Origin of the sequence: Candidatus Amoebophilus asiaticus 5a2 (assembly GCF_000020565.1) — a bacterium.
Lineage (GTDB): Bacteria > Bacteroidota > Bacteroidia > Cytophagales > Amoebophilaceae > Amoebophilus > Amoebophilus asiaticus.
In genome coordinates this window covers 1,227,859-1,253,037 of the sequence record NC_010830.1, presented here as the reverse complement: position 1 = coordinate 1,253,037, position 25,179 = coordinate 1,227,859, and the positions used below count along the sequence as shown (strand labels likewise).

At 35.8% G+C, this 25,179-nt stretch carries 11 protein-coding genes and 1 pseudogene; 5 read left to right on the top strand and 7 right to left on the bottom strand.

What is annotated here, in order from left to right:
* Window positions 1-734: 734 nt before the first annotated feature.
* Entirely contained in the window at window positions 735-5,387 is a 4,653-nt protein-coding gene (locus AASI_RS07695; protein WP_012473085.1) for a tetratricopeptide repeat protein, read from the top strand.
* 348 nt (window positions 5,388-5,735) lie between these two features.
* Here the strand turns inward: AASI_RS07695 and AASI_RS07690 are convergent, their stop codons facing one another.
* Window positions 5,736-6,833, bottom strand: a complete 1,098-nt coding sequence (locus AASI_RS07690; protein WP_012473084.1) for a patatin-like phospholipase family protein — start codon at window positions 6,831-6,833, stop codon at window positions 5,736-5,738.
* Between the two features lie 445 nt (window positions 6,834-7,278).
* Here AASI_RS07690 and AASI_RS04925 point away from each other — a divergent pair, with 445 nt between their 5' ends.
* Window positions 7,279-7,854 (top strand): Tc toxin subunit A-related protein, encoded by a 576-nt coding sequence (locus AASI_RS04925; RefSeq protein ID WP_044282833.1) that lies wholly within the window; start codon window positions 7,279-7,281, stop codon window positions 7,852-7,854.
* Here the strand turns inward: AASI_RS04925 and AASI_RS04920 are convergent.
* Window positions 7,831-9,216 carry an IS1182-like element ISCaa15 family transposase gene (locus AASI_RS04920; RefSeq protein WP_012473083.1) on the bottom strand — a complete coding sequence of 462 codons (1,386 nt, stop codon included), beginning with the start codon at window positions 9,214-9,216 and terminating at the stop codon, window positions 7,831-7,833. The two genes, AASI_RS04925 and AASI_RS04920, sit on opposite strands and share 24 nt — an antisense overlap.
* A gap of 67 nt (window positions 9,217-9,283) precedes the next feature.
* On the opposite strand from AASI_RS04920, the gene AASI_RS04915 reads away from it, so the two are divergent.
* On the top strand, window positions 9,284-9,895 hold the full coding sequence (locus AASI_RS04915; RefSeq protein WP_044282832.1) for a Tc toxin subunit A-related protein: 612 nt from the start codon (window positions 9,284-9,286) through the stop codon (window positions 9,893-9,895).
* 80 nt (window positions 9,896-9,975) lie between these two features.
* Here the strand turns inward: AASI_RS04915 and AASI_RS04910 are convergent, their stop codons facing one another.
* The gene (locus AASI_RS04910) at window positions 9,976-11,031 is read right to left on the bottom strand and encodes an NAD(P)/FAD-dependent oxidoreductase (RefSeq protein WP_044282831.1); all 1,056 of its coding nucleotides are present in this window, start codon (window positions 11,029-11,031) and stop codon (window positions 9,976-9,978) included.
* 127 nt (window positions 11,032-11,158) lie between these two features.
* Window positions 11,159-12,940: an ABC transporter ATP-binding protein gene (locus AASI_RS04905; RefSeq protein ID WP_012473081.1), complete on the bottom strand. Its 1,782-nt coding sequence runs from the start codon at window positions 12,938-12,940 to the stop codon at window positions 11,159-11,161.
* 788 nt (window positions 12,941-13,728) lie between these two features.
* On the opposite strand from AASI_RS04905, the gene AASI_RS04900 reads away from it, so the two are divergent.
* A complete protein-coding gene (locus tag AASI_RS04900; protein ID WP_012473063.1) occupies window positions 13,729-14,823 on the top strand; it encodes an IS481-like element ISCaa12 family transposase in 1,095 nt (364 codons plus the stop codon).
* 13 nt (window positions 14,824-14,836) lie between these two features.
* Here AASI_RS04900 and AASI_RS04895 read toward each other — a convergent pair whose 3' ends face one another.
* Window positions 14,837-20,215, bottom strand: a complete 5,379-nt coding sequence (locus AASI_RS04895; protein ID WP_012473080.1) for an SEL1-like repeat protein — start codon at window positions 20,213-20,215, stop codon at window positions 14,837-14,839.
* A gap of 934 nt (window positions 20,216-21,149) precedes the next feature.
* Here AASI_RS04895 and AASI_RS07685 point away from each other — a divergent pair.
* A complete protein-coding gene (locus AASI_RS07685) occupies window positions 21,150-23,666 on the top strand; it encodes an SEL1-like repeat protein (protein ID WP_012473079.1) in 2,517 nt (838 codons plus the stop codon).
* Between the two features lie 103 nt (window positions 23,667-23,769).
* Here the strand turns inward: AASI_RS07685 and AASI_RS04885 are convergent.
* Both AASI_RS04885 and AASI_RS04880 read right to left on the bottom strand, forming a co-directional pair.
* Window positions 23,770-24,016: pseudogene (locus AASI_RS04885) on the bottom strand (IS481 family transposase); the annotation flags it as partial.
* A 109-nt stretch (window positions 24,017-24,125) separates the two neighbouring features.
* Window positions 24,126-25,088: an IS481 family transposase gene (locus AASI_RS04880; protein ID WP_012473078.1), complete on the bottom strand. Its 963-nt coding sequence runs from the start codon at window positions 25,086-25,088 to the stop codon at window positions 24,126-24,128.
* Between the last annotated feature and the right edge of the window lie 91 nt (window positions 25,089-25,179).

Here is a 25,179-nt window from a genome sequence, read left to right as displayed (position 1 = left end):
CTATTCTAAAATTAATTAAATTTTTTAGTCTGTTCAATAACCTACTGTTATCAGTCATTTAAAGTTAAAAAGTTTAGTAAAGCTAGAAAAATAAAGTTAGTGCAACCCAAGATAATTTTCTCAGCATAAAGACATGGCTCATAGAAACAATAGATAAAAATTCTAACAACAATAATTGAGAAACTAATTGTAGATCTCATTAACCTTTAAGAAGCAGTCTTTTTCAGTAGCTAACAATGAACAGTATAATTGTTCATAAAGCGTCAAAATGTTTATAAGTATTGACAAATTTATAGAAAGAGAGATAAACATATATGCATACAATGCATCGTAACTTACACGAAGAGACAGCTTCCTTAAGGTTAAAGTATATGTATCCGGGATCTATAATAGACTTCTTTCGAAACTATAGTATCACTTGTGTTTAGATAAGTTTCTGACTACTTTAAGTTTACTTTCGAAAGAGGCTTAATATAGTTCCACGCTGTAAATAGATATGCTTACAATCGCATGGGTGCTGGTACAAGATACCATACTTTATCGAGGGTTGGTTGAAATTATTATCAAGAATATTTCCATTAAAAGTACTGGGACTAAAATAATGATGTATAGACAAATGCATGTTGGTCTGTCCCAATAAGTGTACTCTAAAGGTTATTTATAACTATTAACCCTGTAGAAAATGCGATAATGGTTACGCTATGTTACGTTTAAAAAGGATAATTAAATAATTTATGAAAATACGGTCTTACTTGTTTGGCTACTTACAAGATTTTAATCTAAGAATCATGCTTTTACAATTTGGCAAATTACCCAGGTTATTAACACAGTTATTCTTTGTCCTTTGTATTCTTACAGGGTTTAAAGGAGTAAGACTGGACACAGTTTTCCAGCAATCAATTGCTTTAACAACTAGCTACAATCTGCTAGCTTTGCAACAATCCAGTATTTACCAGCCAGTGGCTAATAGCCTTGTAGAAGAGAAAAAAGTTACAGTTAGCATAGCTAACAACAAGGAAATGACAGAAGAGAAGAAGGAAACACTTTTACCTTCAGAAGCAAGAAAACAAACGTTAGAGCCGCATCAAGTTATTAGTCAATCTTTTGAACAAATCCTAGCTGCTTTATATAATAATGACCCACACTTATACTCCATCAACTTAACCCACCAACAATTAAACCTAGAAAAGCTTCTACAGCTTGAACAAGCCATCGACAATAATCCTGTTATTGGTTACATACAATGGGGTGAGCTGCCAGCAGATTGTGAAACTATTAAAGAACAAATACAACAAAAGCTTATCAGCAACATAGCTGCTTATACGTATTACCCCAATGACTATATCCATGGGCTGTTGGCTTATCAAGTCTATAGCAATCCTAAGCTAGGGCAAACCATCGACCTTTCCCTTGTTAGTAAAGAAATAGGACATCAATTCTCTCCTAGTATCCATACCTCCTGGCAAGTAGTACAGGTACAAGATGACAGCATCCATACTGGCTATTATAGTGCTTTGTATGTCAATGAAATTACCCACCAAGCGGTACTGGCTTTCCAAGGTACTAAAGTTGAAGGGCTGAAAGACCTGCTCAAAAAGAATTCTGATCTTAAAGAAGATATTGATGGTGTATTAGGTAATGCGATTACTCAACAAAATGCCCTGGCTTATGTAGCTACAAAAAATGCTGTGGACTATGTCAAAGACAACGAATATAATTTATCCATTACAGGTCACTCACTGGGTGGTTACTTGGCAGAACTAGCCGTCGCTTTTTGTTATCGGGATTTTAGTTATCGCCAAACAAAAGGCATTGTTTTTGATAGCCCTGGTACAGTTAATAAGCTCGATAAGTTTAAGTCAAATGTCATCAATAAAGCTACCAAGTTTTCTATTGCTTCTCTGCCCATTGTTACGTATCTCTCTGCTCCTAACTTAATCAATACCTGTAATGGTCATCCGGGAGAGGTGTATAGGGTCTATCCTCAGCTTATGTGGTCAGCGGAGATACAGAAATGGATGAAAAGGGCCAGCAAGGTACCACTCATTGGTTCGAAAATAAAAGGAAACAACAAAGGTCTTTTAGCCCTTACAGGTCATAGCCTATCCACCATATTAGCCTTGTTTGATCCTACTACTGGCAAACCTAGCACGTACATACGGATAGCTGACTGGCCTAAAATTGATACGGATAATGTGACTTATATAGGGAAGAAAAAAGAAGAATTAGAAAAAAAATCCCTACTCTCAACGGGTCTCTCTATTTTGACTGGCAAAACAAATGTAATTGGCGGTGCTTTCCAAATGCTACCTTCGCTGGTAGGTGGTACAGCTGCTAGCGTATTGACGGTGCTTAAAGATTACTTAAACATCAATCAAGCTCAATACTTGACTACGCTAGCTTACTTGGATGATAACTACAAAGAAACCAAACTAAGTACACAAAAAGAGTTTACCCTTCGCTATAAAGGCCATTATCGTATTAGCGACAAGGCTATGAATGAACATATTCTATATACAGAGAACTATGAAGGGGTTGATTGGTACCTTTATGAGTTATATAAGTACAAAGACAAGCTAGCGCAATCCCCCACAAGAGATATAACTTTTGCTGTACTAAAGAATGTCGTGCAAGAATATGAGGTCGTCAGCTTAGATGAACAGCCTTACGTAAGATTAACAGAAAAAAGAGGGCAGGTAGAAGCTTTGCGTGACAAGATGCAACGGTCGCTCAAGGTATTGTCAGCTGCTAGTATTAAGAAAACACTAGAAGACAGCAACATCGATGCATTAACCAAGCAGCTAGAAAAAAGGTCCATCAAACAGTTTAGCCAGCTTCACAACTATATAGCACAAGCCAAATTAACAACCTACCTAGCCAGAGAAGACAAGCAGCAAGAGTTAAGTCAAAAATTAGAAAAGTCAGGCATATGCGTAATATATGGGCATGGTGGTGTAGGAAAAAGTACACTCGTAGCCCAGTATGGACATAACCAAAAAGGCAAGCAACTGGTATGGTGGATGCAAGCAGAAACACCAGAAAAACTGGCAAAAAGCTATCAAGATTTAGCACAAGATTTAGGCATTGACTATCAGAAGTTAGCACAAGGATTCAAGCAATCGTACGATAACTACTTACCCGAGCTTAGCAAGAGGGTTTACAATGCCCTAGAAGATCGCAAACAGCCTATATTGCTTATCTTAGATAATGCAGCAGACGCCAACCTAATAGATAAATGTTTATTGTACCGACCTAGCTTAGTACAAGTGGTTATTACAACCAGAAAAGCAAGAGACTTTAAAGCCTATAGCCAAGTAGAATTAGCTGCTTTCAAGCGAGAAGAAGGAGAAAAGTATATTAAAAATTGCTTTGAGTCCAGCTTATACAAACCCAGCGAGCAAGAAATAGCAACTTTAATCAAAGAAGTAGGCCTGATTCCTCAAAAGCTGGCCTTAGCTGTTGGCTATATCGGTCAAAAACGCTTAATGACCGTACAAGGTTATATTGAAAAGCTACAAGCCATTAAGAAATCAGGTAAAAAAGGAGAAAATCAGTTTGTCTTGCCTGAGGTAAGCTTGGGACTAGAAAGCTTAGATACTCAATCTCAGTTAGTGATGCGCTATGGTGCTTACTTGGATCCGGATTTTATTCCGTTATCCTTAATAATTGCTCTGGTAGAGGTAAAGGATGAGGAAGTATTAGAGAACTTGTTAGCTACGCTAGAAGAATTGTCCCTCATAACAATTATAAAGGGGCAAGGCAATGAACTAGGCATCCAAATACACCGAGAGGTACAAGCAACCAGTAAGCAGTACCAAGGGTGGGATGCTGCAAATAACCTCTCAGAAGAAACATTGTTATCTTCTATTATCAAAGTACTGCACGAACGTATGCCTTGGGTAACGGAAGTACCTGACAATACATGGGATCAAGCAAAAATATATGCAAGCAATGTAGGCCATGTATTATCCACTATTGAACAAACTATAAAACCAACCTATGTACTTGCTGACTTAATAAGCAGGCTGGGTAATTATAATCAACAAGTAGAGCGCAACTTCAGCCAGGCATTAAAGTACAATCAACAAGCGCTTGAAGTAAGAAGATCTTTATATCCAGGAAGTAATCTTCAAGTAGCTGAGACATTAGATAACCTTGGGGGTACTTATAAGGTTCTAGGCCAGTATCAAGAAGCTTTAAAATACTATCATCAAGCTCTTGAAGTAAAAAAGGACTTATATACTGGTAACCATATACACCTAGCTGAATCATTAACCAATGTAGGATTAGCACATAAAGCGCTAGGGCAATACCAGGAAGCTGCAACTTATTTAAAACAAGCCTTTGAAATGAGGCAGGCTTTATATACAGGCAACCATCCTCACATAGCTGAATCCTTACACAATCTGGGAGCTATTTATAAAGCTTTAGGCCAATATCAAGAATCATTAAAATATTATCAGCAAGGGCTTGAAATGAGGCAGGCTTTATATACAGGCAACCACCCTCACATAGCACAATCGTTTAATAATTTAGGTTTGATCTATAAAGCTTTGGGACAGTACCAAGAAGCACTAAAATATCTAAAACAGGGGCTTGAAATGCGTAAAGCCTTATATACAGACAAACATCATCGAGTAGCACAGTCATATAATAATGTAGGAAGTGTTTATAAATCTTTAAAGCAATATCAGGAAGCTTTAAAATACTACCAGCAAGCACTAGATATGAAAAAGTCTTTGTATATGGGCAATCACCCTAGCATGGCTATTTCATTGAATAACATAGGAAATATCTATACGGCTTTAGGCCAATATCAAGAGGCATTGAAATACTTAAAGCAAGCCCTTGAGATGCGACAAGCATTATTTACAGGCAATCATCCTCAAACATCTATTTCACTCAATGATTTAGGAGATTTTTATCAAGCCTCAGGAGAATATCAAGAAGCACTCAAGTATTATCAACAAGCACTTACAATGAGGCAATCATTATATACAGGCAATCATCCTGATATAGCTATTTCTCTTAATAGTATAGGGTATGTTTACCAGACTTTAGGTCAGCACCAAGAAGCTTTAAAATACTATCAACAAGCACTCAATATGTGGAAATGTGTGTATACAGGTAACCATCCCAAAATAGCTATTTCCTTAAATAATTTGGGGAGTGTTTATCAAGCTTTAGGGGAACATCAGGAAGCAGTCAAGTATTATCAGCAAGCCCTTGTTATGCGGCAAGCGCTGTATCCGTGCAATCACCCAGATATAGTTATTTCACTCAATAAGCTAGGAGATATTTATACAGCTTTAGGCCAGCATCAAGAAGCGTTAACATGTTATCAGCAAGCCCTTGTAATGCGGCAGGCGTTGTATATAGATAAGTAATCCATGAACAGGGTATAGGATCACAGTGGAAGGAAATATTGTTATAAGAAAACTCTGATACAAGTATTTAGAGATAGCAACCATGTAGCTTTGGAAAAAGGCAATAGACCCGCTGCGATTTCTATGACTCTAGCAAATTTTTAATGGAAGGATTTTGGCTTTATTCCTGTTATCTAGGCAAGCTCTTTGTAATACTGCTTAAAAATTTTATTCACACAAATTTTCGTGTTATTAGATAAAGTAAAGATTTTAAAAACACTTTAAAATACCTTATAGATATTTCTTTGTTTCCCAGATAAGTTTTCAACAATCAGATTTTTAATGAATTTATCAGTTTCTTGATAGTGATTAAGGCTGTACTAGTTTATTACATAGCTCTTTAAAAGAATCGGTTGCTATATATTTTTCAGCTAGTTGTCTTAATTTCTCCACATTTTTAGGATTATCCATGCTAATTAAATTCTGAGGAATCTCAATCTGAACCCTATGACTATTAGGATATAACAGTGATACCATATTGTCTGACCAGTCACTATTGGCAGCCATCATCATTTCAATAAGATTTGGATCAGCTTTGATCATCCAACCCCAAATACCTGCTTTGTTCAATTTATGAGCTTGTTGTAAGAGATGTTCTTTATCTGATGTAAAAGTTCCTGTTCCAATTGAAACCACAATTATATCTTTATTATCAGGGCGGTCTTCCTCTTCCATAAAGCTAAGAACTCTAATGGCTGTTAGTCCGGGATTATTAGCCCACACACCCCCATCTATCTCATGTACTATATCCTCATGATCCTCATGCAAATTTTTAAACACTTTTGGAGCAAAATAAGTTGGTGCTGCACTAGTAACACCAGCAACATCATGCAAGTAACAGTCGTGCTTTTTACCATCCCGCACATGGTGTGTTGACCACATTGCCGGCTGTCCAACATCTAAAGAAAAAGAAATAACAACAGCAGGCTTAACCGTTTGACTCAATTTGGCATCTCCAAAAAAATCCTTTAGAATATCATCTAGATGCTTTCTATCATATTTAGGTCCCCATAATCCCATCCCAGTTTTTATGTTACGAAGTTTGGAATACTTAAATATTTCTGAAGATTTTTGCTCATAAATTTCAACTAACTTAGCAGCTTTATATTTAGGTTTTCCTTGTTCGTCATCGTCAGGAACTACTAAACCTAAGGTTACTAATCCCCCTGTTGAGGTACCAATTACCAAATCAAATAACTCGCTAATTGGTTTTCCAGTTCGTTCTTCAATAGCCTGTAAGATTCTGGCTGGTATGACACCTCGTACTCCTCCTCCATCAATAGAGAGGATCCTGAATTTTTCATGACTACTTGGATTAGATAAAGGTAATTGAGGGGTAACTGCTAAAGCTTTTATGCTAATGCATAACAACCAGCAAAGTATATATTTAAATTTTCTGTAATCCATGGCTATAAAGTTTTAAAATGAGACATACACCATACACTAAAACAATAAGCTTCCAGCACAAAAAAATTATTACTTAATCATGACTAAATATGTTACAGTTCCTTTATAAATGCAACCATACAAGTATAGTTAGCCTATTTTCATACGCCAATATTAAAAGGCTATACTAAACAAGCTCGAGTGCTAAACAAGTAAATACACATCGTTAATACCCATTACTTTGGACATTAAGGGTTATTTGCTCTTATAAAAAACGATCTTAGAATGCTTAAATAAAATATCATACTTCAATAACTTAAACCATACTACAATTTTACTAAGCACCATGGTTAGTTACTTGTCCGGTGATTGAATATTTTTCTTATTAAAATTTATATTGCATATGCTTTAATAATTAAAAATTAATCTTCATATTATTTTCTCAACTATAATTTGACCTCATCCCATGCCAAAACAATTAGGACAAAGTCAAATAAAAGCTTCTCAGCTATCCCTTCCTAAAGGGGGTGGTGCTATTCGAGGAATAGGAGAAACATTTATACATGCTGGTTCTTGGAACGATTTATACCATGGCTTGGTAGCAGGGGAAGCCCTACAGCTAGACTTACAGCGGATGGAAAAAGCATATATGGACCAGGACGAGCGCAAATTAGAAATTGAAAAAACAATCTCATTAGCGCAACTAGATCCAAATGCACTTCAATCCTTAAAAGACACAGGAAGTTGTACTTTTGACTTAGCAGAGCGAGACTTTGACTATGATTATCTAGGTCACTACTGCCGCCAAATTAAAAGTATTGCCATATCCTTGCCAGCACTGTTAGGCCCCTACCAGAATATACATGCTACCCTTACACAAACAACTAATAAGACATTATTACAAGCAGATATAAAAGGGGCTGAATATCTATTAGATGGTAAAGATATAGAACAGCCTAAATCTGATGTATTACGTGTAGATGTACGAGCTAATCAACAAGTCGCCATATCGCGTGGCTTAAATGACAGTGGGGGCTGTTGAAAAAGTATATGTTAAAAATATTCTATTAGGCATGTTAAGGAAATGAAGAAAGACATAAAAAAGCTGCTTAATTATTCTTTTAATATTTTGTACAACAGCTATCATATATGCTTGTATTTGCACTCTTTCCAAACTCCTATAGCGAGCTTTACCTAACCCATGTAATTGCTTAGCTTCAGCGAAAATACCTTCTATTTTCCACATCCTTTCTTTGAGCTTACCAATGAATGTTGGTTCTTGCATAGCTTCAAGAGTCTTATCAAACAACTCTTGATGGATGCTTCTGATAAGATATTTTGTGAATGGCCTACTTTTCTTAGCTGAAGCAATACAAGCATCTTTTTGCTTGCACATAGCGCAAATGGATGATTTTGACCTATAATACTTACTCTCATTAGCCATATAACCATAAGGGTTTAAATACTGGCCTTCAGGACATACAAAACGATCCTTCTGTTTTTGATAGACAAACCCAGCTTGATAAGCTTCTTGCACAGACCTACCACTTTTAGTGCTAAAGAGTGGTATATAGGTCACTATACCTTCTTTCTGTAAAGTCTCTATGATCGCTCTTGATCCGTAAGCTCTATCTGCAATAGCTTCTTTTATAGTTAGAGCATACTTTCCTCTAATGTGATTTAGCCTCTCTATATACACTTGAGAATCATGGGTCTTGCCTGTTGTAACCTTTGTATCAATTATTACTCTACTCAATGCATCAATTGAGTTGTGAACTTTATATTTTAACTCTCTGGGGCTCCCTTCCTTTTGAGCCAAGCTTGCATCTTTATCTGTTTTGCTTATATGCGTGCTGTTGCTTATACTCCTACTAGCAGGCGGCCCAAGCTTATTTATAGCAGCTTTTCTTGCTACTTTCTCATAGGCTGCTGCTTTAGCTTCGATAGGAGTTAAAGAATTTAGTGATGCATTAGCTTTGATTAATGTGCTATCTGTCATCACACTATTACTCTCCAACAAGCCATGCTTTCGACATAAATTGAGTATAGTAGTAAAAAGCGCTTCAAATACTTTTTCGCCAAATCTGTTTCTGGTTCTACTTAAGTAAGAGTGATCAGGCACCTTGTCTTCTAATCCAAGCTTACAAAACCATCTATAAGCTACATTGTAGCGTATCTCTTGACATACTCTTCTATCAGAGTTAATGTTATAAAAATAGCTAATCATAAGCATCCTAAAGAAAATCTCTGGGTCTATCGAGGGACGCCCATGCTTGCTATTATAAGAGGCTATAACTAACTGATGGGTAAAGGAGAGATCTATATACTTATTGACTTTAGAAAGTAAGTGATTATCATCTACTGGGCTCGTGCTATAATTAGTATTTTTATTCTGCCATAACATATACGCTAAAATTAGGCTGTGACCTTAATTTAAAACTCTTAATTACTTTTTCAACAGCCCCAGTGGTTTGTTTGTACTTAATTTCGAAGATGCTCGCTATTTGCCTTTCGAAGGTACAGGTGCTGTTTCTAGTTGGCGATTAGATATGACTAAGAATGCTAACCCAATCGACTTTGCATCTTTAACTGATGTTGTCATTCATTTACAATATACAGCACTACCAGGCGGGCAACAATTTCAAGATGGAGTTAAGAAGGCTTTAGGGGAGTTTAAAGGTTTCCGAGTACTGAGCATGGGACAAGAGTATGCAAGTGCCTGGTATAGCTTTATACAACATAGTCAATCCTTGAATTTTTACGTAGGACCAAAAGTATTTCGACCTAACCTTAGTGATTATCAAGTTACAGGTATAAACATTGTATTAAAATTAACTGAATCAGGAAAAAAGATAACTGATATGCCTAAACTAGAGCTAAACACTGGAGCATCTAGTCCTCTAGATTTTACCTTGAAAAAGAATAATGCTAAAGAAACTGTTTCGGCTTCAGTAGACAATCAATCATTGGATGTCTCAACAGCTGCTCAATGGCAGCTTACCGTTAAAAAAGATGTTGACAAGCTTATGACTAATGCTAGTAATATGGTAATGATCTTGGATTACACAGCAAGCTTTAAATAATTATATATGACGTTATGTCTAGTATATCATACAAAGGAGATTACTTATAATAAAGCAATAAATAAATCCCTATTGAAGTACTAACAAGTACCTATACCTCCTACCCTATCCAGCCGCACTTCTACTGGCAAACTCTTACCATATAGAAGATATTCTACAAACTCACCTGCTAAATAAGGTGCTAAAGATATACCCTTGCTACCTAGCCCATTGAATATGCCTAGTTGAGGATATTGTGGGTGTAAACCTGCGTAAGGTCTTCTGTCAACAGTAGCTGGCCGAATACCTACTTGCTGGCCGAATACACTATATGGAAGTCGAGTAAGCTGCCTCAACTTATCTTCCAATTCTTGTCTAGCCTTTTCTGTAGGATGTAAGGTTAAGTCTTCCCATTCATAGCTCGCACCAACAAACGCTTGGTCTCTAGTTCGGGGTAATATAAAAACACGCCTATTATAGATAACCTTTATTGGCTTAGACAATTGCACTTTCAGCAATTCGCCTTTGGCAAAACGGAAAGGTAAATAGTTAAAAAAAGGATTAAGTGCCACTTGAGGCCCTTCGCAAAAAATAATCTTATTTGCCTGAATACCTTGATAGTTTACGGAACCTTCAGATAATAACTGTAACCTCTCATAATCAAAATCAGCTTCTATATAGCAATTTTTTGATTGTAAATAAGTTCGAGTTGCTGCTAAGAAGCAAGGCACATCCACGTATCCTGCTTGTTTGATAATAAAACCACCATACTGATTAAAGATATCGGCTTCTTGATAATCACCAATTGCTTCTTCCCAAAAAGGCTTATATCTATCTTCCAAAGCCCTTTTCCTCCACATTATACTTTCTTGATTATCTAAAAATGGTCTAAATATAGGCATAGGATATAGCAACTTTATAGATAACTCAGCTGATATACTCTCATAAAATTGTACTAAGGCAGGAAACAATTCATCGGCTAACCAGGTTTTTACTAGGTTACGGCCTGTAATGGGATTATAAATACCGGCAGCAACTTGCGAAGATTGATTAGTATACTGGTTGTTAATTACAAGTACCTGCTTACCAGCTTTTAGTAGCTGCCAAGCGAGTGCTGTACCAGCAAGCCCTTGCCCTACAATAATATAGTCAAACATGAAGTTAAGTAAGTTATTAATACAATTTGCTAAGGTATGCTTTACAACAGTTATATAAAACAATTATTAAAGATTAGACAAGTTAGGGCAAACAACATGAACGAGAGAACTAGTATACTAATAACAATTAATATGAACAATGAGGCATGCTAGGCAGAAAACCACCTACTTGTTTATCCCAAAGCGATTTATAAATTCCATTTTTTGCAAGTAATGCATCATGCGTTCCATCTTCAGCAATCCTTCCTTTATCAAATACAAGAATACGGTCCATATGCAACAGGGTAGCTAATCGGTGAGCAATTACAACCGTAGTTTTATTTTGTATAATATCCCATAAAGATCCTTGGATATAGTTTTCTGTAATAGAATCTAATTGAGAAGTCGCCTCATCTAAAATAATAATAGGCGCATCTTTTAGCAAGCCTCTTGCAATAGCTATTCGCTGCCTTTGTCCCCCAGAAAGTTTAGTGCCTCGCTCCCCCACTAGCGTATTGTATTGTTGAGGAAGCTTTACAATAAATTCATGGGCATAAGCCTGTTTCGCTGCTTGGACAACCGCCTCAGAATTAGCGTCTGGGCGGCCATACTGTATATTTTCTTTCAAGGTTCTATGAAATAAGTATGGGTCTTGTGGAATAAGAGCTATCTGATTCCTTAAAGAAGATAAACTAACTTCTTTAATATCTTGGTTATCTATAAGAATTCTTCCTTTTGTTGGTTCATAAAACCTCAAAATCAGATTGATAAAGGTTGATTTACCACTACCAGAAGCACCTACAAGTCCTACTTTTTGCCCTGGTTCAATAGCTACACAAATATTTTCAAATAAAGGTGCAGTCCCTTTATAATTAAAATACATATGATCAAAAACTATTCTACCAGCCGGAATATGGAGCGGCTTTGAAGGCAACTTATCAAGAATTGTGTTAGGTTCATTAGGTTGTTCAATAATTTGTAAATTATGGGTAAGTGTTCCTATATTTTCATTGAAATCAGCAATGGTACGTGAAAGGCCAAACAAGCACCTGTTAATAGAAATATTAATCATAAAAATAAGGGCAAAATCACCAGCAGTAATTCTGCCTTTTGCAAGTCCCTGGCAAAGCCAGAAAAGGCATACACCTTGAAGCAAGACAAATGTTGATAGTTGAGCTATATATAAACCAACAAGAATTTTAGCATGTTTACCATATGCATCAGCCCAGCGTTCGAAATTAGATTTAACAAACTTATGTTCATTTACTTCTTTAGCAAACAACTTAACATTTACAATATTTGTTATAATATCATTGATATGTCCCATACCTTTAGAACTTTCACTGACTACCTTATTGGTAGTCAGCCTAACTTTAGGAGCTAATTTTATGCAAGCAAGAAGATACATTGTAACCCATATGATAAGAGCAATGGCAAAACAAGGACTCACCTGCCAGAGTGTGTATATTGAAATAAGTAAAGCCAAAGCATCACTAAAGAAATCATCATAGAAAGTCCTAATTAAACGGGGAATAGTACCTATACAATCATTGACCTTGTTAGCTAAGGCACCTGAAAATTGGCCTTGATAAAAAGCATAGGGCTTATGTAAAAGGTAGGCCATTAAACGTGCTCCAATATTCTTTTTAAAATTAGCAATAAACCTTGAATGCACCCATTCATGAATACCAGAAGAGATTGCCATAACTGAAGCCACTGATAAATAGCATACAATAGGTTTGGCTATAGATACAATAGGAGATTTTCTAGACGCAATATCATTTACTTGATCAATCAGGAGTTTTACAATAAATGGTTGCAACACTACCTCAACAGCTTGTAAAATAGCAGCAACCGTAAATACAGCTAGGTGAACTTTAAAAGGTTTGCTTATTTCTTTAAGAAAAGATATAACCTTTGAATTTTGCATACATGATATAGATTGAAGGCATTACAATTTACAATGTAATTACGTAAATATAAATACATAATCTGTATGTTTGATTAGAGCATTGCACACTAGTAATATCCTGGCAAAGCTTCAATTTAACCTATAGCAAGCAAGATTTTATTGCTAAAAGGCGAGCAGATACCGTTACAATATTTAGCAATATTGTTTTCCTTAAGAAGAACCATATACGGTATAAAAGACATCTACTATACCTAGCATATCCTATGCATATTGAGCAAGATGTAAGGCTTAAATGCTTGGTGAAATAGGTAGATCTAGAATTCCTACCAAACACAACAGAGTTCAACTTATTGAATAATAAGTTGAACTCTGAAATAAGTTGGTTATAAGCAAGAAATTGCTGTATCAATCAACATTTATATTAGTAATCGTTCTAATAAGTTAATGCAGATTAGTAGCTTTAAGAGAATATGATTTTATATATAGAAATAAACTTATCCATATGTTGAAAATATTCCATGCCTTGTTCACTACGTCTTTTTTAATAAGGTTTATTATGTTAGACCATCCTGGACTTTTAATCTTATAAGTAAGCCTATTTAAAGCAAAGCTATCTGTTGTAGTTTCTCCGTCATGGATTCTTCATAGCCTACACCACAATTAATAATTCTACCAAGTACAGCAGGCAGTTTTAAATTACGAACCTAGCTTTGTGAAGTTGATGTGTACTAGTTTAGATTTAAACTGACAGGTACAATAAAATTTATTATACTTGGAGTAAACCAAAAACTAAACTAGAGAAGAAAATGAACTTAAACCAGAAAATCATAAAACCTAAATTGGGTTTATTAGAGTTAGCAAAAAGGTTAGGCAATGTATCCTCAGCTTGTAAGACCATGGGCTATAGCCGAGATAGCTATTATCGCTTTAAGGAACTCTATGAGAAGGGTGGTGAAGAAGGGCTTTATGAATTAACACGTCGAAAGCCAATCCTTGCCAATCGAGTAGACCCTACTATAGAAAAGGCAGTACTGAATATGGCTATAGAATATCCAGCCTATGGACAAGAAAGAGTGTCCAATGAGCTAAAAAAGCAAGGTATACTTGTATCTGCTGGAGGAGTAAGATCTATATGGCTTCGCAATGATCTAAACAACCTTAAAAAGCGATTAACAGCTTTAGAAGCTAAGATGGCTCAAGATGGTATGGTTTTAACAGAAGCACAGCTAAAAGCTTTAGAGAATAAGAAGCAGCTTCAAGAAGCCCATGGAGAGATAGAGACGGCTCATCCAGGCTACTTAGGATGTCAGGATACTTATTATGTGGGTAATTTTAAAGGTATAGGTAAAGTATATGGACAAACTTATATTGACTCTTACACTAGAGTAGCAGAGGCTAAGCTATATACAGAAAAAACAGCTATAACTTCCGCTCATATCTTAAATGAGCGGGTATTGCCTTGGTATGCTGAGCAAGGAATACCTGTTTTGCGTATTATGACCGACAGAGGCACAGAATATAAAGGAACCTTAGAGAATCATGCTTATGAGCTGTTCTTAAGTGTAGAGGGAATAGAACATACTACTACTAAAGCCTACTCACCACAGACTAATGGCATGTGTGAACGTTTTCATAAAACAATGAAGACTGAGTTTTATGACACAGCTATGAGAAAAAAGATATATACCAGCTTAGAAGAATTGCAGCGTGATTTGGATGAGTGGTTATATTACTACAACAATGAGCGAAGTCATAGTGGAAAGTATTGTTATGGGAAAACGCCTATGCAAACTTTTAAAGACAGTAAGCACTTAGCCTTGGAAAAGAACAACGAGTTGTTGTATCTTTCTAGCACACCAGACAGGCTAGAGTATGCTGACAATTTGCATCCCCTGTTGTAATCTGTCTGTCAGTTTAAATCTTGACTTGTACAGGTGATGTTACACTCGCATCTTCTAAAACTAACTCTTTTAATTTTTCCTCTAAATCCTTTTCTTTTCCTAATAAGTCTTTTTCTTTCTCTTGTAACCCTGACTCCTCCTGGGGTGATAGTGTCAACCGTCCTATTTCTGCCTTTAGCTTCATCACCTCTATTTCAAGCTTTCTTTGTCTTAAGATTGCTAGTTGTTTCTCATATTCACTATGTATTAAATTTACTTTTTCTTTTGCCCTTTTATGCCCTTTCTTTGCTGCTGATATATAAAACACGTTTGCAAAACCTGCATTTCCTTCATCCTCATACAATCTAGCCAAGTTAAATTGTGCTTTCTCCAGTTGTCCTAAATTACTAGCGTCGATATAATATTTTTTTGCCTTTTGGAAATCTTTTATTGGTGGTTCTACCCCACGCCCTTTTTCATACATCTTACCTAATTTATAAAGTGCATAAACTTGGACTCTTCTTGCTTCATCCTTTTGTTTAAGTTTAAGACTAGGTCCAGCAGCTTTTAAGTACCACTTAAGCGCTAGTTGATAATTGGGCCTCTTTACACCATGGGCATTTTTATACATTCTAGCCAGCCTACATTGTGCTGCTGGATTATCTTGTAATGCTGCCCGCAAGGTCCAACCAAACGCTTCTGGATAGTCCTTTTCTTTGTCAGCGTTAATTTCGTAATACATTTGCCCTAATATGTTTTGTGCAGGCATATATTCTTGTTTAGCACTTTCCTCTAATAATTTAAATGCATCACTTAGATTATTCTCGTTGCGATATAGAATACCCAATCTATATTGTGCCTTTTTATTGCCAATTTTAGATGCTCCTAGATAGAATTTACGTGCTTTATTTCTAGAATTATCTTTCTCCAATGTACCATTTTGCTCAGTAGATAATGTGTCATATAGTTTAGCAAGTTTATATCGCCTAGCTGCTTCAGATTGTTTTCGTTCCTTTTCAAAGTCTGTTAACTCCTCTTGGCCGTCTGGAAATTCTATTTTTGCTCTTCGACACAAATCGATTAAATTGCTTATCTGTTTTACTCTTTCAGATTCAGATTTACCTTTATCTTTTAAATATTTCTCATAAAGTCTATAACTTGCCGCTGCATTTCCAAGGTTAGAAGCTTGGATATAAAAACCTTCTGCCTTAGCTGGCTCTTTAGGTAGGTCTCCCCAACCATGCTCATATAGCTTGCCCATACTAAATAATGCTTCTGAATAATCATGCTTAAATTGGCTCTTTTCAATACTGCTCTTATCTTTTATATTTTCATAAACTTGGTAAAACTTTTCATAAAACTTGAGTGCCTGTTTATAATCTTTTTCTACTATCTGTATACCACCGTTAGTCGTGCTTACATCTCCTTTCATATATCTCTTTGCTACATACAATAGCGATTTAACATAATTGGGATTATCTTCATTCTCAGTCTCTTTCAATTTGTTTTCGAAAACTTTCTTTTCCTTCGCAGATTTCTTTAAATAATCAATTGCAGCAGCTACAGCATCTAGCCGATCATCATGTTGTGGCTTTAGCAAACCTCCTGCAATATCTTTATATTCTTTTAACCTGATAGCCATTAGCTGGTAAAAAAATTTATAATGTAACTCCTTTGTTGGCACTGGCTTCAAATCTTCTATAAGAGCCTGATTATGCATAATAAGCTTGTGTTCACTTAATAGAGGACAAAGCGCATTTTTAATTCGTTCCTCTTTTTCTCCTTTTGGTATATCTGGAACAAATTTTAAATTGTTAACATCCAACGATAAAGTATATGCTTTTTCTACCCACTTTTTTTGTAAAGTGTTGATAAAACTTTTTTCATGGATATGCTCAACTACTACAGTTTTAATCCCATATTCTAAGGCAATTTCTATTAATGCTTCAGCAACTTTGTCACTATGACCTTCTGGCTTTCGTTCAGTAACATATCCTCCTTCCATACCTCCTAGAGCTAATATAAAATAATAGTCTCCGCTACGCTTAGCTACACAATAAGCCGTTTCATCCTCGCCGGTTGAAGAAGTATCAATACTCATTACAGCATCATCATAATTATTGGTACTCTTAGACACAAACAATGGCCCAGTAATTTCTGTGGCAGCAGGTTGTTGTCCCATTGAGTTTTTTCCACCCCACAAAATAAATTTAGGTGCCTTTGACCGATCAACATCCATAAAAACGATATCGGAAATTTGTAAAAATGTAGTACCCATTCTAAAGCTTTTTACAGCATCTAGTAAAAAGGCTTTGTATACATTCTCAACCATCTTGTCTGTTATCCCTTTCTTCCTATGTATATGACGGATAGCAGCTATTACAGCTTTCTTATATGCATCCTTTAAATCCTTAATCTCATTTTCATAGGGATAAGCATATAATCCTGCTTTCTTTAATCTTGTAAGCGACTGCTGTGCTTTTTCAGCTTTTTCAGTATTTCCTATTACTTCTCCTTTACTCGCTTCTCTTCCAAGCTTTTGAATAATATCATTAAATAGACTTGTATCCTTTAATAATTTAAGTTGGTATTCAGAACGAGTATCTCCGTTAAAAAATGCTTTTATATAGAGTCTAATAGATTCATAAAGGAGGTTACGCAGTTGCTTAATATCCGTTAAAGGTTTTTTTGAGTTTTTAAGCCCACGATAAATTCGGCCAGATGTTGCAAACTTGGATTCAGCAACTAAAAACTGCCCCTCGGCATTATTCTCATCTTCAGCAGCTGCTAGGAATTCGTCTCGTTCTTTTGGTGATTTAGCTAGAAATAAGTTTAATACTTTTTCCGCTTCAACGTCTTTAACAGATAGAATATTTCCTATGTCTGTTAATAGTAATTTTTTTAGTAATAATCTAATCTCTTGCTTGCTACTTCTATCTGGATTATTAGAAGGCTTATCAAAATCCTCTAACATCGTCTCCTCATCTGTTCCTTTTTTTTGCTTTTTACTTTCTGATGTGCTTTTCCAACCTTTTTCTGTTTGGAGTTTTCTTTTGTTTGTTTGTTTTCTTTTTTCCTCTACTATGCCTATCTCCTTTTCTTCTTCCTTTCCTTTTTCATCCATTTCCTCTGTTACTATACCCATCTCATCTTCTTCACCTTCGCTGACTATTATCCTTTTTTTCTTTGTTTTTGTGCTGCTTAAACTACTTGAAGTACCTGAGCTACTTGAGCTGCTTGAACTGGTAGTGCTGGGGGTATATCCCTTTTCTCTACCCCCATATTCCTCGCTATGTTGTGATATATCTGGTGTAGTTGGAAAGAAGTGTTCTCGTTCATCTACATCATCACCCCATCCTCTACGCTCATAGCTATCTCCTGATATATCAGGAGTAATTGGGACTAGTATATCATCTCCCCATTCTTGTTCTTCTCTTCCTTCATGTACTATGTCCATCTCCTTTTCTTTATCATCTATCTTCTCTGTTGCTATATTATCCTCACCTTCTCCATCACTTTCGCTGACTATTACCCTCCTTTTCTTTGTTTTTGTGCTACTTGCACTATATGAACTGCTTGAGCTACTTGAACTAATTGTGCTACTTAAGTTAGAGCTATGTTCTTCGCTATCTTGTGATATGTCAGGGGTAGTTGGAAAGAAGTATTTTGCTTCACCTACACCATCCCCCCATCCTATACGATCATAACTATCTTCCGATATATCTGGCGTAGTTGGAACTGAAAAGTCATCTTCCTGTTCTTCTTTTACCCCCTCTTCATTTACTACATCCATCTTTTTTTCTTCATCTTCTCTATTCTCATAGCTATCTTGTGATATATCTGGGGTAGTTGGAACTGAAAAGCGCTCTTCTTCATCCATATCATCATCTTCTCCTCCTCCGTTTAACCCAGAGAATTCTCCTATCATTACATAAGGTTGTCTATCTTTACTAGTAGGACTAGGAGTAACAACTTTTATATATCTATCGATATATTTTTGTTCAGCATTAAGTATTTTTCTTAAGCTAATACCAGGTGCAATACGTACAGGTAATACTTCTTCGCTCCTTTTACCCTTATTATCATTCTTCTTGATCTTTGCTTTCAATAATCTTTCTTCTCCTTGTTTGTAAAAGGTAACTTTATCTCCATTACCTAGCTTAAAAGATTTACCTGATAACTGGCCTTTTATAACTTCCTGTTCTCCTAATTTTTTCCGAGCGCTCTTTTTGTTACTATATCCATTATTATTCCCTTTTCTTTCTTGGCTTTTTTCTGCTAACGAGCTGCCTTTAATTCTTTGCGTAGTCCCTACCCTATTTTGCTGTGGCTTTAAAAATGTTTTATATTCTTTTGCTCTAAATTGTATAACAATTTCACCGCTTCTTCCTCCATCCTTAGTATTTTGAGTAGGAGAGCTTATATGAGCCCAATAGCCTTTATTCTCGGTAATATTTTCTGAGACAATTTCAATCTTACTATTTAGTGATATAGCTATCTTATTTCCTGCATTAGAAAGCATTTGTATGATTCTCATACGTAGCAGCCCCACTTGAGCATCAGCATTGATAAAGCTGGCTTCATTAAAATTATTCTGGCTTTCAACCTGGCTTATAGCAACAGACAGCATACTATTACCAGCAAGCGTAACCCAAACAAGATCATTATCGCCTAGTTCTTGTAATACTTTATCTGTTTTTAAAATGCCTTTGCTTGCAAGTAGCTTTATAATTTCACTACGTAAACGTGGAGCTAATTGTAGAGATTTTACTGCGCTGCTACTTTCTTTACGCTCTTGGCTAGCTCTGTGCTGATTAGCTTTTAATACTTCTGTCTGGCTTATAGCGTATGTATCTAACTGTTTTTTAATGCCTGCTGTCTGGTCTTCTTTACTAGCTGCCGTTCTATTATGTCTAGGAAAAAGAAAAGTACTAGGGTTCCTGTTTATAGAAGGCTGCTCGGCTTGAATTGTTGTATTTACTGGCTCCTGCTCTTGTATAATTGAAGCTTTATCGCTAGATAAATACTGTGAACTAATTGCAGGCTTACCAGCTAGTACTAAAAAATCTTTTTCTTGTTCTCCTTGTGTTTTTGTAGATGGTTGGATAGCTATACTCGCATCCACATCTTCTTGTTTTTCCTGAATAGGATTACCTGATAAATCTTCATTGTTAGCAATGGGCTCATCAGCTAACGCTACAGAAGTATCCTTTAAATCGCTAAGTTGTTTATCAGATTGCTGTACAGAAGATTTAAAATCCATTTTCCCTTGGCCTTGTTGCATAGGCATAATTGGATTCTGAAATTCTAAACAACCTTCTAGAGGTAATAGACCAAGTGTTAATGTTAAACTTAATCCTATAACTAGTATACGATTAAGCCATTTTCGGCTTAAAAAGTGATTCTCATTCATGCTGATTATGTTGGTTCTGGACTTTAAGAATTGGTATAGAAAGGATATATACTTATATATAAAATAAGGTATTTATGCTGTATGTACAAGTACCTACTTATATGAATTGCATAGGTAGCCTTATCCTAATTTAGAATATATATAAGGCAACGCTAATAGTACAAATTTGAATAAAAGTTTAGAAAAATTTAATCAAAACTAATTTTACATACATCCAGCATACTGGCTATAATAGGCACATATAAACATGTTAATATATACACTTAACAACTAGAAACAGATTATGGATAAAATATGCTTTTGCGCCGTTCATATTACTCTAACTACATGGTTACTGCAAGCGCGATATTAATATTTAGCATATTTCAGCTAATGATCTTTTCATGTTTGAGGATTCTAGTAGGAATAATGAATAATTTAACCTAAAGGTAACGGAGTTATTTAAAAATATTCTGCTATTAAAATTTGCAATATACTAGTGGGCACTGCTATTATGTGAATATCTTACATACCTCTAATCAAACATTAGAAATCTAGGAACATACTAGAATTGTATAGAGATTTATAACCGCTGAGTTGTTTCTAGTTTTACCGGGCGGCTGTTGTTATAACCTATAAAATATAGAATTAAAGAAAGCAATTTTAAGATTATACAGCACAGTACATAAATACGAGTGAGAGGAAAAGAACTACTTATTATAGAAAATGGTAAAATATATTTTTATATCTGCTTATAAAACCTAACACTTACCCCAAGCATTTAGTTGCAATAGTATTTAAATCTAATTTAATTACAGACCGGCTTATTATAAAAGTATATTATGGAGAGGCCCCAACCAATGCAGATATATGCTTGGATTTCTGTTTCACAAATAACATAACCATTTGGAAGCAAAGGATTAATTACGTCCATTAACTTACTATAGATAATTATATGAAGGCATTGATATCAAGAAAATACTTACAGATTGCAGGCAGGCGCATAGCACTCATATTAACCTTACACATGGCTTCTTGTACTAGCAATGTAGACAACTCTTATCAAGAGGACAATGATATTGTTATGGAAATACCTTTCACTAATATAGTAGGAGAAGAAAAAAATATAGAAGCTAGCTTTAGCCTTGCTCAACATGCAACAAGTACTAGACTTGATAGGTATCAATTAAAAATTACGCTTACTGGTAGTGAGAACGAGCTGTACTATAGTTATTCAGGAAGAGCGCTTAAAAGTGTACCAAGTAAGTCTATAAGCTTAAGTTCTTTAACACAAACCAACGTATTAGATACAGAAGATGAAGCCCTAATTGTAAATTTTAGTCTGCTACCAGCTGTGGATGTTAATGCAGTAAGCATCACTTTTGAGCTTTTGAATAGTGCAGGTGCTACTATCCAACAACATACTGTAAGCTGGATTAAAAATACCAACCAGAGTCCCATAGAATTCTTGACGCGCCCTTGCAAAATAGTACAAGAAAGTATTGAAACGCTGCCCCCTACAACTGACAAACAACCCTTCCCAGACACTGCATTGCTGCCAATCATGCAAGAAGATACAGCAAGCAAACAATATGAAGCTGCTATTAGAGAAAATAAAGATGATGCGAAAAGCAACAAACGTCCAAGAGTAAAAGAATCTGCTAGTGCTTCAAAGAAAGCAAAAACAGAAGCAATACACAACCAACAAAGTAGCACAGAAATTATTCTTGCTCAGTACAGTGCTATGGATACAAGTAAATTGGCTGAATTAGCTAACACCAATGATGCCCTCGCACAGGAAGAAATTATTACCCGTTACTCAAAAATAAAAATACCTCCGCTTATGCAAAGCCTCGTTGATCCTTTTAGCTGGCAAGGCATACAAGCAAAACTTCAAGAGGATGAGCGGTATGTTTATTTCTTGTTACATTTCTCCAAACAAGCAAAAGATCATACTATATATAGAGAGATTGTTAGTAGTGTAAAGGCATATGCACGAGCAGGAAATACTTTAGCACAAACCAATTTAGGGCTTATGTATAAAAAAGGGTTGGGCGTTAAGCGTGATTATAAAAAAGCAATAGAATGGTATACAAAGGCCGCCAATCAAGGAAACATAGCTGCACAGAACAGTTTGGGATATATATATAAAGAAGGTAAAGGCGTTGATCCTAATTATGAAAAAGCAATAGAATGGTATACAAAGGCTGCCGATCAAGGCAATACAGTTGCACAATATAATTTAGGAATCATCTATAAACAGGAAGAAGGTACTGTATGCGATTATCAAGAATCAATCAAATGGCTTACCAAAGCTGCTAACCAAAAAAATTCATATGCCCAAACCAGTTTAGGACATATGTACTATCATGGAAAGGGTGTTCGACAAGACTATCAGAAAGCAATAGAATGGTATATTAAAGCAGCGAACCAAGGCAACAGAGATGCACAAGATAGTCTAGGTTATATTTATTATAATGCTAAAGGAGTTGAGCGTGATTATGAAAAAGCGAGGAAATGGTATGAAAAGGCTGCTAAGCAAGGTGATAGAAATTCACAAACCTATTTAGGAATTATGTATAAAAAAGGTCAAGGAACAGACAAGGACCTTGCGCATGCTATCTATTGGTTTATGAAAGCTAGAAATGAAGCGGAGTTATTACGTATTTTCAAACTTAAATCGTTCCTACCCTTAAAAGAAAAAATATATGCCACAGAAATGGATGGAATTGAAGGCACCTTGCTTAGTAACTGGCAAGCCTTGCTGATACAAAAAGAACGGGATCGGGCAGATAGACATGCTACTTTACATGGCGAAGCTTATAGACAACTTGAAGAAACAATGGCGCAATTTATAGGCTGGCGTCATCAACTATATACACAACCTAAGTTGATGGTTAGCTGTGTGCGCTTACGAAAACCGAAATACATAACTACGATCGAGAATCATCAAAAAGAAACAGGTATAATACCCTACATCAAGCAACATATACTCCATAATAACGTATATTCGAGCTTTGGGAAAAAGAATGTTGTATTAGCAGAAGCCATTGTTAATGAGCTAATTAATAAGACGCTCTGTAACCAAACCCATAATATACTCAAGCAGATAGAGGAAACCTATAAAATGGCACAGATGAAAGCTGTAAGTGAAGCAGCCTATATAGAGGAGGCTTTACAGATGGATGGTTTAACACCAACAGAAGAAGCAGACCTTGCTAAGAACTTAGCTAGAGCTAATAAGTTAGCTGCTATATTCCTGCAAAAAGTACAGTCCCTTCAAGAAGAAGCTTATCAATTTAATAGATATTGTACGTTACTACCAGAAGACATTCAGAACAGACAATATGAGCGCAACCAGAGGTTTAAGGAAAAATATGCTTATCTATTCGATTATAAACGAAACCAAATGGTTCAAGAAGATGAGGTATTTGATTTTGATAATGAAGACAGTCTTCTTGCTTTTAGTTAGGCTTAGACATGCATAGAGATTATGCACAAGTGTATATGCAGGTTATTAAAGTTAGTTATCAAGAAAGCAATATTAGATTAAGCCTTTAACGATATCTGCCTTAGCAATATTTCCCACTACGACTAGGTTCATAATTGTAATGATATAACCATGCATCTCAATCTTGTATTGCTACTAAGCTCATAAACCTCCTTTGTCATGGCTCCATGAAGCTTGATTACCATCGTTTTATGGAAGCGCTCATTCATACCATTAATTTTTGTGGAATACGCTGTAATAGTAGTATGCTCTATACCTTTTATGCTTAAAAATAACTTATAAGCATGGTTCTCTATAACTGTACCTTCATAGTAGATATCCTGGCAACCTGGTTGTACTGCTCCATTTCTCTGTGTGCTTCTAATAAATGCTGCTTGTTTTTCTGAACCTCTTAGTCGTGCCACAATACTATCTTATTTTCTAAGTGTTTAGTCCCTTAGTGAAGGCAATAATATTTGTGTGAAAAAGCTGAGGATTTTTGTCCCATTGTTCTTCTATAAATTGCCAAGGAGTTTTACCCTTGAGTGCCTTAAGTCTGCGGGCAAAATTATAAGCTAACAAGAAATCATTCAAATGATGCTCTAACTGCTGATGCGTGCTATAATAATAAGTTCCAACAGTAGCTTGTTTAATAGTCCTATTCATTCGCTCTACTTGTCCATTGGTCCATGGATGGGCTACTTGAGTCTTTCTATGGCCAATCCCTTCTTGCTCACAAATACGATCAAACATATGCTCGAGTGCTAATTCTCCTTCTTTTCTGTTTGTAATGTTTGTAAACTGCACACCATTATCTGTAAGTATTTTATGTATCTTATAGGGAACAAAAGCAATCAAGTCTTGTAAAAAGCCTACTGCTGCTGATTTAGAAGCAAATTCATACAGCCTAGCCAAACAAAACTTGCTGGTCCTATCAATTCCGACAAACAAATAAAGTCTACCCTGAGCTGTTTGTACTTCTGCTATATCTATATGGAAATAGCCGATAGGGTGCTCTTTAAAATGCTTCTTAGCCATTTTCCCCTTGTCCTGCACTTTCTCTAGCTTAGGGCAGCCATGACGCTGAAAACATCGATGCAAAGTAGAACGAGATAAGTGAGGTATGGTTTCTTGTAAAGTATATAAGCAATCATCTAAGGGTAACTGAGTCAGCTTTCTGAAAGCAATAACCACTTGTTCCTCTTGCTGGGTTAATACCTTAGAGCGTCTTACTTTAGGCCCCATAGGTGTATCCTGACAAGAAGTTCTGTTTTTCCATTTAGCTATTGTTTTACGATTGACCCCATATCGTGTGGCTAAAGTGGCTATACTTTCTTTAGATAGCTGTATTTCTCTACGAATTTTCTCTGTTGTCCTGGCGCATTTATGTAATAGTTGTCCCATAATCTTTTTGCTTGATTTTGATCACTTATATTAGCTACGCTAATATAACCATAATTATTAGGGAGCAAACATATAGTAGGTTCCAACTAAT

What these genes read in the sequence shown, in the direction of transcription:
- AASI_RS07695 (WP_012473085.1), top strand. Translation starts at nt 735, where the DNA reads ATGAAAATACGGTCTTACTTGTTTGGCTACTTACAAGATTTTAATCTA.
- AASI_RS07690 (WP_012473084.1), bottom strand. Translation starts at nt 6,833, where the DNA reads ATGGATTACAGAAAATTTAAATATATACTTTGCTGGTTGTTATGCATT.
- AASI_RS04925 (WP_044282833.1), top strand. Translation starts at nt 7,279, where the DNA reads ATGCCAAAACAATTAGGACAAAGTCAAATAAAAGCTTCTCAGCTATCC.
- AASI_RS04920 (WP_012473083.1), bottom strand. Translation starts at nt 9,216, where the DNA reads ATGTTATGGCAGAATAAAAATACTAATTATAGCACGAGCCCAGTAGAT.
- AASI_RS04910 (WP_044282831.1), bottom strand. Translation starts at nt 11,031, where the DNA reads ATGTTTGACTATATTATTGTAGGGCAAGGGCTTGCTGGTACAGCACTC.
- AASI_RS04905 (WP_012473081.1), bottom strand. Translation starts at nt 12,940, where the DNA reads ATGCAAAATTCAAAGGTTATATCTTTTCTTAAAGAAATAAGCAAACCT.
- AASI_RS04900 (WP_012473063.1), top strand. Translation starts at nt 13,729, where the DNA reads ATGAACTTAAACCAGAAAATCATAAAACCTAAATTGGGTTTATTAGAG.
- AASI_RS04895 (WP_012473080.1), bottom strand. Translation starts at nt 20,215, where the DNA reads ATGAATGAGAATCACTTTTTAAGCCGAAAATGGCTTAATCGTATACTA.
- AASI_RS07685 (WP_012473079.1), top strand. Translation starts at nt 21,150, where the DNA reads ATGAAGGCATTGATATCAAGAAAATACTTACAGATTGCAGGCAGGCGC.
- AASI_RS04880 (WP_012473078.1), bottom strand. Translation starts at nt 25,088, where the DNA reads ATGGGACAACTATTACATAAATGCGCCAGGACAACAGAGAAAATTCGT.